The organism is Telluria sp. AZSoR62 (assembly GCF_058111565.1).
On sequence record NZ_JBYTST010000004.1, the window covers coordinates 1 to 13,674 of the forward strand.

Consider the following 13,674-nt stretch of genomic DNA (forward strand, 5'->3'; position numbering starts at 1 on the left):
CGAACCCCCACACCTCGCGGCACATGGACCTGAACCATGCGCGTCTACCAATTCCGCCACGTGGGCACTGAACTGCTTACTCTGCTACAATAGCAGGCTTTGTCATTTTTCGCCAGATCAACTTTCGTCGATCATCGCGCCAAACTTGGTTCCCGCTACTGCCTGCTCTCCCGCCGCGGCTTGCGCCCCGTGCTGAAGAGACCGAGATTATAGCGGAAGGTTTGCAAAAGTCAAAGACCCGCCGTGGCAAGTTTCCCCGGGCACGCTTCACGCCAACTGTTAGGCGAATCCCCGCGTCCTCCGTTACACTACGCCTGCCAAGGTGTCAATCAAACACAATCCCCGGCTTCGCAAATGGCGGCGCCCACAATCAAGAGAAATAAGAAAACGATTTGAAGCAACCTACTCATACCATTCCGAGCCGCGAGGAAATCCTCGCCGTCTTCCGTACTGCCAAGAGCCCGCTCGACGCGGCTGAACTGGCGCGTGCCCTGAAGGTCAAGCCTGCCGCCCAGGAAGTGCTTGGCCGCCGCCTGAACGCCATGGAGCGCGACGGCCAGATCCGTTCCGACAACAGCGGCACCTATTCGCTGGCGGACCAGTCCAGCTTCATCACCGGGCGCGTGAGCGCGCACCGCGACGGCTACGGCTTCGTCATCCCGGACGAGGCCGGCGACGACCTGTTCCTGAACGACAAGGAAATGAACAAGGTCTTGAACGGCGACCGCGTGCGCGCACGCGTGACCGGCACCGACCGCCGCGGCCGCCTGGAAGGCACGATCGTCGAGGTCATCCAGCGCGCCAACACCCACATCATCGGACGCCTGATGAACGAGGGCGGCGTCTGGATCGTTTCGCCGGAAGACAACCGCATGAGCCAGGACGTCCTGGTGGCGGGCGGTCCGGGCAAGGCCAAGGCCGGCCAGGTCGTCAGCGTCGAAGTCATCGAGCAGCCCTCGCGCTTCCAGCAGCCGACCGGCAGGATCCACGAAGTGCTCGGCGAACTGGACGACCCGGGCATGGAAATCGAAATCGCCGTGCGCAAGTTCGGCGTGCCCCACGTGTTCTCGCCGGCAGCCCTGAAGCAGGCCAACCGCCTGCCGAACGAAGTGATCGACGCCGACCTGGCCGACCGCGTCGACCTGCGCGACGTGCCCCTGGTGACGATCGACGGCGAAGACGCGCGCGACTTCGACGATGCGGTCTACTGCGAGCCGGTCCAGATCGGCAAGACCAGCGGCTACCGCCTGCTGGTGGCCATCGCCGACGTCAGCCACTACGTCAAGCCGAACGACGCGCTGGACGAGGACGCGATCGAGCGCAGCACTTCGGTCTACTTCCCGCGCCGCGTGATCCCGATGCTGCCCGAGAAGCTCTCCAACGGCCTGTGTTCGCTGAACCCGGCGGTGGACCGCTGCACCCTGGTGTGCGACATGGTCGTCACCATGGACGGCGAAGTCACGGCCTACCAGTTCTACCCGGCCGTGATGCACTCGGCCGCGCGCCTGACCTATAACGAAGTGGCCGACATCCTCGGCAACACCGCCGGGCCGGAAGCCCAGCGCCGTCCGGGCATCGTGCCGCACCTGCTGCACCTGAACGAGGTGTTCCGCGCGCTGTTGAAAGCCCGCCAGCAGCGCGGCGCGATCGACTTCGAGACCACCGAAACCTATATCGTCTGTAACGCCGTGGGCAAGATCGAGAAGATCATCCCGCGCACCCGCAACGATGCGCACCGCCTGATCGAGGAGTGCATGCTGGCCGCGAACGTCTGCGCCGCCGACCTGCTGATCCACCACAAGCACCCGGGCACCTTCCGCGTGCACGCGGTGCCGACCGAAGAAAAGCTCAACCAGCTGCGCACCTTCCTCAAGCTCGTCGGCCTGAACCTCGGCGGCGGCAGCAAGCCGACCGCGCGCGACTACGCCGAGACGATGCAGAAGATCAAGGAGCGCCCGGACGCAGCCCTGCTGCAGACCATGCTGCTGCGCTCGATGCAGCAGGCCGTCTACAGCCCGGACAACGTCGGCCACTTCGGCCTGGCCTACGAGGCCTATGCCCACTTCACCAGCCCGATCCGCCGCTATCCCGACCTGCTGACCCACCGCGCCATCAAGGCCATCCTGCAAGGCAAGCGCTACGAGCCGAAGGGCATCGAGCTGGGCAAACTCAACACCACCATGTCCAATTCCGCGCGCAAGCAGGCTGCCAAGGACAAGGCAGCGGGCACGCAGAAGAACGAAAGAGACCTGACCATCTGGGACGCGTTGGGGGTGCACTGCTCGGCCAACGAGCGCCGCGCCGACGAAGCGTCGCGCGACGTCGAGAACTGGCTCAAGTGCTTCTTCATGCAGGACAAGCTGGGCGAAGACTTTACCGGCACCGTCTCGGGCGTGACCGCCTTCGGCATTTTCGTCACGCTCGACCAGCTCTACGTCGAGGGCCTGGTGCACATCAGCGCCCTGGGTACCGACTACTTCCAGTACGACGAAGCGCGCCACGAACTGCGCGGCGAGCGCAGCGGCCAGCGTTACGGCCTGACCACCAAGGTCACCGTCAAGGTAGCCAAGGTCGACCTGGAGTCGCGCAAGATCGACCTGGTGCTGGCCGAGTCGTCCGACACCATGCCGGCGCCGATGGAACGCGCACGCCAGGCCGCCATCGATGCAATGGAACCGAAGGGCCAGAAATCCGACAAGCAGTCCGGTTCGCGCCGCGGCCGCGACAAGGACCGTGGCCGCGGCAAGGGCCGCGGGCAGGAAGCCGCCGCGCCGTCGCGCTTTACGACGACTGAACCCGAGTCCGAGACCGAAGCGGTCGTGGCCGCGCCATCGAAGCGTCCATCGCGCAGCGCCCGCAAGGCCGCTGCCGCAGCGCGCAATGCCGGCAACGGCATGGACAACGGCAACCGTGCTCCGCAAGAGGACGCGCAGTCCGTGACGCCTTTGACGCCTGTAGCGCCTGCGGCGCCTGTGGCGCCGGCAGAACCTGCTGCAGCGCCGGCTGCCAAGCCGGCCAAGGCCAAGGCCAAGGCGCCAGCCAAGGCCCCGGCCGAGGTCGCAGCGCCAGCCGAAGCCCCACCCAAGGCCAAGGCCCCGGCGAAGAAGGCGGCCGCGAAGACCGTGGCCAGGGCGCCGGCCAAGACGGCCGCCAAGGCCCCGGCCAAGACTGCTGCCAAGCCAGTCGCCAAGACCCCAAGCAAGAGTGCCGCCAAGACGAGCGCACCGAAAACCAAGACGGAGGCCAAGACCCCCGCCGCCAAAACTAGCCGGAAGAAGTAAGCAATGAAAAATAAAATGTTATTCGGGTTCCACGCGGTGACCTCGCGCCTGCGGCACGAGGCGCAATCGGTGGAAGAGATCTTCGTCGACGCGTCGCGCCAGGACCGCCGCATGCAGGACCTGATCGCCAACGCCAAATCAAGCGGCGTGCGCGTCATGCCGGTCGATGCCTCGCGCCTCGACAAGATCACCGGAACCCGCCGCCACCAGGGCGTGATCGCCTTTGCCAGCCAGCTGGCGCTGGCGCGCAACCTGGACGAGCTGCTCGACGCCATCGAAGGCCCGCCGCTGCTCCTGATCCTGGACGGCATCACCGATCCGCACAACCTGGGCGCCTGCCTGCGCGTGGCCGACGGCGTCGGCGCCCACGCCGTCATCGTCCCGAAAGACCGCGCGGTCGGCCTGAACGCCACCGCCGCCAAGGTCGCCAGCGGCGCGGCCGAGACCGTCCCCTACATCACCGTCACCAACCTGGCGCGCACCATGCGCGAGCTCAAGGAACGCGACATCCTCCTGATCGGCACCACCGACGACGCCGACAAGGGCCTGTACGAAGCCGACTTTACCGGCCCGGCCGCCCTGGTCATGGGCTCGGAAGGCGAGGGCATGCGCCGCCTGACCCGCGAGACCTGCGACGTGCTGGTCGGTATCCCGATGTTCGGCTCGGTCGAGAGCCTGAACGTGTCGGTGGCCTCGGGCGTCTGCCTGTACGAGGCACGCCGCCAGCGCATCGCGCGCGAAGGCTGACCGGTTCCGCTCCGATCGGGGGCAATCATGCTGCGGCATGATTGCCCCCGATTCCGTTGTGCCGCCATCGCGTCGACTTTCCCCGCATCACCTCAAGCACCCACCCGCAACATACGCTACCATCCCAGTTGGTTTGCGATCATCCTTATTATGTTTTCCAACTTACGCGACGATATCCGCAACATTCTCCAGCGCGACCCTGCCGCACGCAACGGCTGGGAAGTCCTGACCTGCTATCCCGGCCTGCACGCCGTGATCCTGCACGGCTGGGCGCATGCCTGCTGGCGGCTGAACCTGAAGTGGATCGGCCGTTTCATTTCCTATGCCGCGCGCGTCATCACCGGCATCGAGATCCATCCCGGCGCCGTGATCGGCCGCCGCGTCTTCATCGACCACGGCTTCGGCGTGGTGATCGGCGAGACCGCCGTGGTCGGCGACGACTGCACCATCTACCAGGGCGTCACCTTGGGCGGCACCACGCTGGTTGCGGGCACCAAGCGCCACCCGACCCTGGAGCGCGGCGTGATCGTCGGCGCCGGGGCCCAGGTGCTGGGCGCCTTCACGGTCGGCGAGTACGCCAAGATCGGCTCCAACGCGGTGGTCATCAAGCCGGTGCCCGGCGGCGCCACGGCGGTCGGCAACCCGGCCCACATCATCCGGAAAGAAGACCAGTCGCGCAGCGCCCACCTGTTCGCCGCCTATGGCGTCACGCCCAACGGCGACGACCCGCTGTCGAAAGCCCTGCGCGGCCTGATCGACCACGTGGCGCGCCAGGACGAGCAGATCGAGCGCCTGTCCAACACCATGCGCGAAGCCGGCCTGTGCTGTCCGAAGCTGGAGGAGGGTGATAAACTCGACTCGGAACAACTGAACCGACTGGTCGAATAAGGAAACGCATGACGAACGACGCTACTGTCGCGCAGGGCAGCGACAGCCCCGCGGCGCCGGCCCCCGCGGTGCTGGACGATGTTGAAACCCGCGTGCTCGCGGTGCTGGCCGAAAAAGAGGCGCTCACGCCCGATAACTACCCGATGTCGCTCAACGCCATCGTCAACGGCTGCAACCAGCTCTCCAGCCGCGACCCGGTGATGCAGATGACCGACGAGGTCGTGCAGGACACCCTGCAGCGCCTCATTGAGCGCAAGCTGGTCAACGCCACCTCGCAGGCCGGCGCACGGGTCGTGAAATACGAGCACCGCATGCGCATCAAGTGGACCCTGGAGCAGGACAAGGTGGCGGTGCTGAGCATCCTGATGCTGCGCGGCCTGCAGACCGCGGGCGAGATCCGCACCCGCACCGGCCGCCTGCACGAGTTCAAGAGCGTGCAGGATGTCGAGGCCACGCTGCAGTTCCTGATCGATAAATACCCGCCGCTGGTGGCGCGCCTGGAGCGCGCGCCCGGCACCAAGGAGCCGCGCTACGGCCACCTGCTGGGCGGCGAGATCGCCGCCAATGCCTACGAACCCGCGGCCGCCGGCTCCTCGGGCGGCAGCGGCGGCCGCGTCGGCCAGCTGGAACAGGAAGTGGCCGCATTGCGCGGCGAGCTCGATAGCCTCAAGGCCCAGTTCGAGGCGTTTCGCCAGCAGTTCCAGTAGGCGGCTCCTCGTAGCGCAGCTCGATGATCGCCTCGTCGCTCCAGCTGCTGGACGCGATCGATACCGCGAACCTGCTGTCCTTCACTTCCAGCACCTGCGTGCGCTCGCCTTCGCGCAGCACCGCTCCGGCAAGCGGGGCGTCGGCGTAGAAGTCGAAGCTGGCTTCTTTCTTGTCGTCGAAGAAGCTGCACCAGTCGGTGGTGAGCAGCACGCCGTTGATCAGGACGACGCCCCAGAACGGAATCTCTTCCTTCGCGACCGCGATCATCACCTTGCATTCGAGCCGCAGGTCCCCCATGCGACGCTGGTGCGGCGCCAGGCCGGGCGTGCGGATATCGGGCATGACGCGGTAGTGCCTGCGCTTGCGGTTCAGTTCCAGCTCGCTGTCGGCGGCCAGGGCCGCTTCGCTGCGCGGCACCACGAAGCGCCGCGCGCTATCGACCGCCACCGGCATCCTGAAGCCGCCGTCGCCGACCAGGCGGATCGCCAGCGGCTCCGGCGCCTGATCCTTGATTTGCGGCGTCAGCCGGAAGCGTAGCTGCTCGACCCTTGACGCGAGTTTGTGATGCCTGTCGAAGGCGTCCAGTCCGGCCAGCACCGCCTTGTACTTGCGCACTTCCGGGTTGCGCATCGCATTCACATGCACCGGATCGAGTTCTTTTACCGGCGTGTCCTGCGCCGCGCCGGCGGCGCTGCACAGGAGCAGGGCGGCGGCAAGGATGGTGGTCCGTGCCCGCATCGTCAGCCTTCGTCGCGGAAGCGGCGCAGGCGGATCGCCGCGTACAGCATCGCCACGCCGGCCACCACGCCCAGCCACACGCCAGGGGTTGCCAGGGTCGCGTAGGACTGACCCAGCAGCAGCGCCGGATCGAGGCCGTTGTCGGCATTCTCGAAGGCCGACATGTCGGCCGCACCCAGCCAGATCCCCGGCAGCAGGCCGCCCAGGCCGCGCACCACGACCTGTTCGACGAACCACTCGACATCGACCACCCGGTTCGTCACCTGGCTGAGCAGGAAGTTGAACCACTTGAGCAGCACCACGGTGATCAGGGGAATGCCCACCGCCCACAGGAAGACCTTGGAGCGCGCCCAGCTCGACACCAGCAGCAGCCAGCCGACGGTCGGCAGCGCCCACAGGATGTACAGCGGCAGGAAGGCCAGCAGGTAGAGGGGGCTGAGGTAGAGGTTCGGTTCCGACAGCACCGGGGCGAACAGGTTCAGGCCCTTGCTCGATGCGGTGATCATGCCGATCACCAGCAGCAGGAGCGAAGCGGCGACGGCGACCACGATCGTGATCAGGGGCGCCACCACCAGCGCGGTCACCACTTTCGACAGCACGGTGTCGCGGTCCGACAGCGGGAGCGACTTCCAGAACAGGATGCTGCGGTCGCGCCGGTCGTCGTACAGGGCCGACAGGCAGTAGAAGAACACCACCACCGGCAGCACGATGAACAGGGGCGCGGCGATGCCCATGTAGCTCGAGGCCGCGATGTGGGCGATCTTGTAGCGCAGCGCCTGCGGGAAGCCCTGGATCGAGACCAGGTTCTGGCCGTCGATCTGGATGTGTTCCGGCCCGCCGAAGGCCATGCTGTACATGAAGCCGCCGCCGATGAAGACCACCATCGCGATGGCTACCGCGATCGGCGCCCAGAAGAACGCGCCCTTGTGCTCCCAGAATTCGCGCTGGAGCAGCCATTTCATGGTTTTCATGCGTAGGTTCCTTTCATGGTCGCGACGAACAGGTCGGCGACGCTGGGGTTACGGGTTTCGCCCAGCTGGGCGAGCTGGCTGCGTGCGACGCCGCCCGATTTGTTCGAATCGAACAGCATCACCGACTTGCCGAACACGGTGCGCTGGTCGATCGGCGACAGCGCATTGGCTGCCGTGACCTTGTCGGCCGAGACCATCACTTCGGTATAGCGCTCGCCCACTTCCTCCATCGAGGCGGCCAGCACGATCTTGCCGTCACGGATGAACATCAGGTCGGTGAGGATGTGCTCGACCTCTTCCACCTGGTGGGTGGTGATGACGATGGTCTTCTCTTCGTCGAAGTAGTCTTCCAGCAGGTTCTGGTAGAACTGCTTGCGGTAGATGATGTCCAGGCCCAGGGTCGGTTCGTCCAGCACCAAGAGCTTGGCGTCGATCGCCATCACCAGCGCCAGGTGCAGCTGGACGATCATCCCCTTCGACATCTCCTTGACCTTCATCCCGGGCTGCAGCTTGGTGTGGGCGATGTAGCGCTCGGCCTTGCTGCGGTCGAAGCGCGGGTGCACGCCGGCCACGAAATCGATCGCGTCGCGGACCCGCAGCCAGCGCGGCAGGATCGCCACGTCGGCGATGAAGCAGACTTCCTTCATCAGGTCGTCGCGCTGGGTGCGCGGATCGAAGCCCAGCACCGAGAGCTGGCCGTCGAAGGGAATCAGGCCCAGCGCCGCTTTCAGGGTGGTGGTCTTGCCCGAGCCATTGGGGCCGATCAAGCCGACGATGCGCCCGGCGGGAATGTCGAAATCGATGCCGTCGACGGCGGTACGCTTGCCGTAACGCTTGGTCAGGCCGCGTGCGGAGAGCACGGTGCTCATGCCGAACCTCCCGGCGCAGTCCCAGGGCTGGCGCGCAGCAGCTGCTCGAGGTCCAGGCCGAGGCGGCGGATGCGCTCGACCATGGCGGGCCACTCTTCGCGGATGAAGCGCTCGCGTTCGGTGGTCAAGAGTTTCTCGCTTGCTCCTTCGGTGACATACATGCCAATTCCCCTTCGCTTTTCCACTAAGTTCTCGTCGACCAGTTCCTGGTAAGCCTTCGATACGGTGATCGGATTAAGTTGATATTCGGCCGCGACCTGGCGCACCGAGGGCAGGGCATCGCCCGCCTTGAGCAAGCCGTCGAGCATCATGCCCACCACCCGCTCCTTGAGCTGGCGGTAGATGGGGGTGTTGTCATTCCAGCCGACTGTCATGTCCAGCCCTCCTTTGTCGAAACGCGCTGTGGTTCATCCCTGTCTCCATGTTGGTGCTGCATTGAAGTGGTGTGGTAGTAATGTATAACACCAGTTTGGCAAGTGTCAACATACATACGCGAGATTATTCCGGCTTGGCCAGCGGGCGCGGTGTCGGCGCAAATGTTGGTAGGATGCGAAGCCATGGAACAAGGAGACGCACGATGCACAACTGCCCGAACTGTGGCGTGTCGCCACTGGTCCACGCCGCCCGCGAGATGGTCTACAGCTACAAGGGGAAGCAGCTCACGATTCCCGAGGTGATGGCGGACTGCTGCGCCGGCTGCAACGAAGTGATTTTTACGATGGGCGAGCACGAGCACTATGGCGAACTGATCAAGGCATTCCAGCGCCAGGTCGACGAGGCGGGGCCAAGCGAGATCCGCAACATGCGCAAGGCGCTGGGGCTCACGCAGCACAAGGCGGACGCCATGTTCGCCGAAGGAGAGGGGGAGTTTGCGCGCTACGAGTCCGGCAAGGCCGAGGCGCCGGTGGCGCTGGTGAAGCTGCTGGGCTTGCTGGGGCGGCATCCGCAGCTGCTCGACGAGGTGCGCTGAAGCCTGTCGAGCCCCATGATGTGACGCGACCCGTAGGGTGGGCAGGTTTCCTGCCCACGCGTTCAGCTCCAGCTGGGGCAGCCGCGACAACGCTTCAGGCACCTGTTGGACGCGTGGGCAGAATCTGCCCACCCTACGGGGCAACAAAACCTTGGCTTAATCGGCCACGCGCGGCGTGAATCGCCCCTGGTCATCCAGCTCCAGCCAGCCACCGCGCAGCGGCGCCACATCCAGCTCCCAATCCGGCAGCACATGGCGCACCCGCCCGTCGTCGCGCTCGTGCATGGCCGGCCGGTGCGTATGCCCATGGACGATCACCTCGGCCCCGGTCGCCTCGAACAGCGCATCCACCGCGCCAGGCGTCACATCCATGATCTCGTAGGATTGCCCGGCCTGCGCCTCGCGGCTACCCTCGCGCAGGTTAGCGATGATGGCCTTGCGCTGGGCTAAGGGCATGCCGAGGAATTGCTGCTGCCATTCGCGGTCGCGCACCTGGGCGCGGAAGGCCATGTACTTGAGGTCGGCCGTGCACTGGGCGTCGCCATGCACCAGCGCGATGCGCCGGCCGCCGGCCTCGAAGACGTGCGGCTCGGCCAGCAGGGTCAGTCCCGCCGCTTCGGCAAAGCCCTGTCCCACGAGGAAATCGCGGTTTCCGGCCAGCCAATAGATCTCGACGCCTGCAGCGCTCACGGCGCGCAGCGCATCGATGACCTGTGCGTGGAAAGGCTCGGCGAGATCGTCGTCGCCGGCCCAGTATTCGAAGATATCGCCCAGCAGGTAAAGCTGCCGGGCTTGCCGCGCCCGCCCGGTCAGGAAGCGGAAGAAGCTTTCCGCCGTGCGCGGGTGCGCCGCCTGCAGGTGCAGGTCGGACACGAAGAGCGCGAGCGTGGTCATCGGATCGATGGGTGCCGCAACAGCCCGCGCACTGCCTTCATCAGAGGACTTCGGCTTTTTCGATGATGATCGGGTCGACCGGCACGTCCGAGTGCATGCCCGTGCGGCTGGTCTTGACGGCGTTCATCTGGTCGACGATGTCCTGGCCTTCGGTGACCTTGCCGAACACGGCATAGCCCCAGCCGTCCTGGCCTGGATAGTTCAGGAAATCGTTGTTCTTGGTGTTGATGAAGAACTGGGCCGATGCCGAATGCGGCGCCGAGGTACGGGCCATGGCGACGGTGTACTTGTCGTTCTTCAGGCCGTTCTTGCCTTCGTTCTCGACGGTGGCGTCGGTGGCCTTCTGCTTCATGCCCGGCTCGAAACCGCCGCCCTGGACCATGAAGTCCTTGATCACGCGGTGGAAGATGGTGTTGGTGAAGTGGCCCTTGTTGACGTAGTCGACGAAGTTGGCGACCGTCTTCGGCGCTTTTTCCGCGTCCAGTTCGAGGGTGATGTTGCCCATGTTGGTGCTCAAGCGTACGCTGGTCATCGAATGTCCTTTGAGTTGGTTTTTGTTGAGAGTGCGAAAACAGAATGCATTTTCACGGCGCCGCTATTTTACTAGCTTGTCGCCCTTGAGGACGGTCGCGGACTGGATGAAGATCGGTTTCACCGGCACGTTCTGCATGCCCTTGACGTCGTCCACCAGCACGCCCTTGATTTTATCCACGACTTCCTGGCCCTTGACGACCTTGCCGAACACGGTATAGCCCGAGCCCTTGTAGTTCGGGAAGTCGATGCCGGAATTGTCTGCCACGTTGATGAAGAATTGCGAGGTGGCCGAATCCGGGTGGTCTTCGCGCGCCATGGCCACCGTGTACGGCTGGTTCGACAGGCCGTTGTTCGATTCGTTCTTGATTGGCTTGTTGGTCTTGCGGCCCTCGAACTTCTCGTTCATGCCGCCGGCCTGGATCATGAAGCCCTCGATCACGCGGTGGAAGATCGTGCCCTTGTAAAAGCCCTGCTTCACGTACTGCATGAAATTGGCGACCGTCCTGGGCGCCTTGTCCTGGTCCAGCTGCAGCACGATCTCGCCCATCGAGGTCTTGAGCGCGACCTGCGGTCCATTGACCGGCGCGGCGGCGGGCGCCGCGGCTCCCAGCGGCGCGTCGGCCAGCACGGCGCCAGACAGGAGCAGGGCGCCCGCGCCAAGCGCGAGGCGGCGCAGCAGGAAGGTAGAGATCGATGCGGTCATTGTCTGGGGTCTCCTCTGGTGGACATCGCGCAAGGCGATGTCAAGTCTTTTCCCGAAAAATAAAGCTGAACCATATGCGGCCAGCCGGGATTTTAACAATGCTATACTTTGCGCGGAACGTCCCATTCTATCAAAGAAGAACAACACCAAGGGTTCAGACGATCTCGACGCAATCCCGCCGTGCCGGCACACGCTACCAGCGTGCGTCCCGCTACCGCATTGCCCGATTTCTCGTCCCGTTAGAACACACCCATGAGCCAACTCAAGATCTACAACACGCTCGCGCGTGACAAGCAGGTATTTGTCCCGATGGAAGCCGGCAAGGCCGGCATGTATGTCTGCGGCATGACCGTGTATGACTACTGCCATGTCGGACATGCGCGGATGATGATGGCCTTCGACGTGATTTACCGCTGGCTCATGGCGTCGGGCTACGAAGTGGAATACGTCCGCAACATCACTGACATCGATGACAAGATCATCAAGCGCGCAGTGGAAAACGGCGAGACCATTGGCGAGCTGGTGGCGCGCAATGTCGCCTACATGAACGAGGACATTGCCGCCCTCAATATGCTGCCTCCGACCAAGGTGCCGCGCGCGACCGAATACGTGCCGCAGATGCTGTCGATCATCGAGCAGCTGGAAAGCAAGGGCCTGGCCTACAAGAGCACCGACGGCGACGTCAACTACGCCGTGCGCGGCTTCGAAGGCTACGGCAAGCTGTCGGGCAAGTCGCTCGACGACTTGCGCGCCGGCGAGCGCGTCGACGTCAACAGCGGCAAGCGCGACCCGCTCGACTTCGTGCTGTGGAAAGCCGCCAAGGAATCCGAACCGCTTGAGGCCAAGTGGGATTCGAAATGGGGCAAGGGCCGTCCGGGCTGGCATATCGAGTGCTCGGCCATGTCCTGCGCCACGCTCGGCGAGCATTTCGACATCCATGGCGGCGGCGCCGACCTGCAGTTCCCACACCACGAGAACGAGATCGCCCAGTCCGAAGGCGCCTTCGGCGGCAACATGGTCAACTACTGGATCCACAATGGCTTCGTGCGCGTCGACAACGAGAAGATGTCCAAGTCACTGGGCAATTTCTTCACGATCCGCGACGTGCTCAAGCAATACGACGCCGAAGTCATCCGTTTCTTCATCGTGCGCGCCCACTACCGCAGCCCGCTGAACTATTCCGATGCGCACATCGACGACGCCAAGGGCGCCTTGAATCGCCTGTACACGGCGCTGTCGATGGTCGAGCTGGACAACGAGACCCCGGCGGTCGACTGGGAAGAAGCCCACGCCGTTCGCTTCCGCGAGGCGATGGACGACGATTTCAATACGCCACTGGCAATGGCCGAACTGTTCGACCTGGCAAGCGAAGTCAACCGCACCAAGTCGGTCGAGGCTGCGCGCCAGCTCAAGGCCCTGGGCCGCGTGCTGGGCTTGCTCGAGCGCTCGCCCCAGGCTTACCTGCAGGGCAGCACGGGCGGCGCCGACGCCGGCATCGACGACGCCATTGCCCGCCGCGCCGCCGCCAAGAAGGCGCGTAATTTTGCCGAAGCCGACGCCATCCGCGCCGAACTGACTGCCGCCGGGATCATCCTGGAAGACAAGCCGGACGGAACGACGACCTGGCGCCGCGCATAATGGCAGACAAGGACAAGCCGGTGGCGGCTCTCGAAGCGCCGGGCGAACTGTCGGGAGAGCTGTCGGTTCCCGCCTATTGGGCGGAAGCGAAAGCCGCGCTGATGGCGCGCGACCGCATCATGAACAAGCTGATCCCGCAGTTCGGCGACTTGCACCTGCGCGGCCATCCCGATCCGTTCACCACGTTGGCCCGTTCCATCGTCGGCCAGCAGGTCACGCCCAAGGCGGCCGACCTGGCCTGGGGCAAGCTGCTGGCGATCTGCCCCAAGCTCTCCCCGGCACAAGTGCTCAAGGCCGGCGCGCCCGAGCTGGCCGGCTGTGGCTTGTCCAAGCGCAAGACCGAATACATCCTCGACCTGGCCGACCATTTCAAGGCCAGGCGCGTCCATGCCGACCTGTGGTCGCAGATGGACGACGAGGCCGTCATCGCCGAACTGGTCCAGATCCGCGGCATCAGCCGCTGGACAGCAGAGATGTTCCTGATATTTAATCTGCTCCGCCCGAACGTCCTGCCGCTCGACGACGCCGGCCTGATCCAGGGCATCAGCCAAAACTATTTCTCTGGCGAACCTGTTTCCCGCAGCGATGCGCGCGAGGTGGCGGCCAACTGGGAACCCTGGCGGACGGTGGCCACCTGGTACCTGTGGCGCAGCCTCGACCCGGTTTAGGCCTTCCCAGCGCACACGGGTACGGTAAAATAGCGCCCAAAATCAGGCTAGACGCGTGCCGCGCA

The 13,674-nt window shown here is 64.7% G+C and carries 14 protein-coding genes; 7 read left to right on the forward strand and 7 right to left on the reverse strand.

Annotation, left to right across the window (positions count from 1 at the left end; translation table 11 throughout):
• Positions 1–392 precede the first annotated feature (392 nt).
• The 4 genes from rnr to AC3XQU_RS07875 all read left to right on the forward strand — a co-directional run bounded on the left by rnr (position 393) and on the right by AC3XQU_RS07875 (position 5,623).
• Positions 393–3,281, forward strand: coding sequence for a ribonuclease R (gene rnr, locus AC3XQU_RS07860; protein ID WP_489873601.1), 2,889 nt, complete (start codon positions 393–395; stop codon positions 3,279–3,281).
• Positions 3,282–3,284: 3 nt separating this feature from the next.
• Complete coding sequence (gene rlmB / locus AC3XQU_RS07865) at positions 3,285–4,028, forward strand: 23S rRNA (guanosine(2251)-2'-O)-methyltransferase RlmB (protein ID WP_489873602.1); 744 nt, start codon at positions 3,285–3,287, stop codon at positions 4,026–4,028.
• Positions 4,029–4,178: 150 nt separating this feature from the next.
• The gene (gene cysE / locus AC3XQU_RS07870; protein WP_489873603.1) at positions 4,179–4,916 is read left to right on the forward strand and encodes a serine O-acetyltransferase; all 738 of its coding nucleotides are present in this window, start codon (positions 4,179–4,181) and stop codon (positions 4,914–4,916) included.
• Positions 4,917–4,924: 8 nt separating this feature from the next.
• Positions 4,925–5,623, forward strand: a complete 699-nt coding sequence (locus tag AC3XQU_RS07875; RefSeq protein WP_489873604.1) for a YceH family protein — start codon at positions 4,925–4,927, stop codon at positions 5,621–5,623.
• On the opposite strand, the gene AC3XQU_RS07880 is transcribed toward AC3XQU_RS07875, so the two are convergent.
• The 4 genes from AC3XQU_RS07880 to AC3XQU_RS07895 are packed head-to-tail and all read right to left on the reverse strand — an operon-like array spanning position 5,583 to position 8,576.
• On the reverse strand, positions 5,583–6,362 hold the full coding sequence (locus AC3XQU_RS07880; RefSeq protein ID WP_489873605.1) for a hypothetical protein: 780 nt from the start codon (positions 6,360–6,362) through the stop codon (positions 5,583–5,585). The two genes, AC3XQU_RS07875 and AC3XQU_RS07880, sit on opposite strands and share 41 nt — an antisense overlap.
• 2 nt (positions 6,363–6,364) lie before the next feature.
• The gene (locus AC3XQU_RS07885; protein ID WP_489873606.1) at positions 6,365–7,333 is read right to left on the reverse strand and encodes a hypothetical protein; all 969 of its coding nucleotides are present in this window, start codon (positions 7,331–7,333) and stop codon (positions 6,365–6,367) included.
• Positions 7,330–8,202 carry an ABC transporter ATP-binding protein gene (locus AC3XQU_RS07890; RefSeq protein WP_489873607.1) on the reverse strand — a complete coding sequence of 291 codons (873 nt, stop codon included), beginning with the start codon at positions 8,200–8,202 and terminating at the stop codon, positions 7,330–7,332. The genes AC3XQU_RS07885 and AC3XQU_RS07890 overlap by 4 nt, the downstream gene beginning before the upstream one ends.
• Positions 8,199–8,576, reverse strand: coding sequence for a GntR family transcriptional regulator (locus AC3XQU_RS07895; RefSeq protein WP_489873608.1), 378 nt, complete (start codon positions 8,574–8,576; stop codon positions 8,199–8,201). Before AC3XQU_RS07895 ends, AC3XQU_RS07890 begins: the two co-directional genes overlap by 4 nt.
• Before the next feature lie 203 nt (positions 8,577–8,779).
• Here AC3XQU_RS07895 and AC3XQU_RS07900 point away from each other — a divergent pair, with 203 nt between their 5' ends.
• Entirely contained in the window at positions 8,780–9,172 is a 393-nt protein-coding gene (locus tag AC3XQU_RS07900; RefSeq protein ID WP_489873609.1) for a type II TA system antitoxin MqsA family protein, read from the forward strand.
• Positions 9,173–9,328: 156 nt separating this feature from the next.
• Here AC3XQU_RS07900 and AC3XQU_RS07905 read toward each other — a convergent pair whose 3' ends face one another.
• The 3 genes from AC3XQU_RS07905 to AC3XQU_RS07915 all read right to left on the reverse strand — a co-directional run bounded on the left by AC3XQU_RS07905 (position 9,329) and on the right by AC3XQU_RS07915 (position 11,303).
• Positions 9,329–10,066: a UDP-2,3-diacylglucosamine diphosphatase gene (locus AC3XQU_RS07905; protein ID WP_489873610.1), complete on the reverse strand. Its 738-nt coding sequence runs from the start codon at positions 10,064–10,066 to the stop codon at positions 9,329–9,331.
• A gap of 40 nt (positions 10,067–10,106) precedes the next feature.
• Positions 10,107–10,598, reverse strand: a complete 492-nt coding sequence (locus tag AC3XQU_RS07910; RefSeq protein WP_489873611.1) for a peptidylprolyl isomerase — start codon at positions 10,596–10,598, stop codon at positions 10,107–10,109.
• A 63-nt stretch (positions 10,599–10,661) separates the two neighbouring features.
• A complete protein-coding gene (locus AC3XQU_RS07915; protein WP_489873612.1) occupies positions 10,662–11,303 on the reverse strand; it encodes a peptidylprolyl isomerase in 642 nt (213 codons plus the stop codon).
• Between the two features lie 252 nt (positions 11,304–11,555).
• Here AC3XQU_RS07915 and cysS point away from each other — a divergent pair, with 252 nt between their 5' ends.
• Together cysS and AC3XQU_RS07925 are read left to right on the forward strand one after the other, a co-directional pair.
• Positions 11,556–12,941, forward strand: a complete 1,386-nt coding sequence (cysS, locus tag AC3XQU_RS07920) for a cysteine--tRNA ligase (protein ID WP_489873613.1) — start codon at positions 11,556–11,558, stop codon at positions 12,939–12,941.
• Complete coding sequence (locus AC3XQU_RS07925) at positions 12,941–13,609, forward strand: DNA-3-methyladenine glycosylase family protein (RefSeq protein ID WP_489873614.1); 669 nt, start codon at positions 12,941–12,943, stop codon at positions 13,607–13,609. The genes cysS and AC3XQU_RS07925 overlap by 1 nt, the downstream gene beginning before the upstream one ends.
• Positions 13,610–13,674 lie beyond the last annotated feature (65 nt).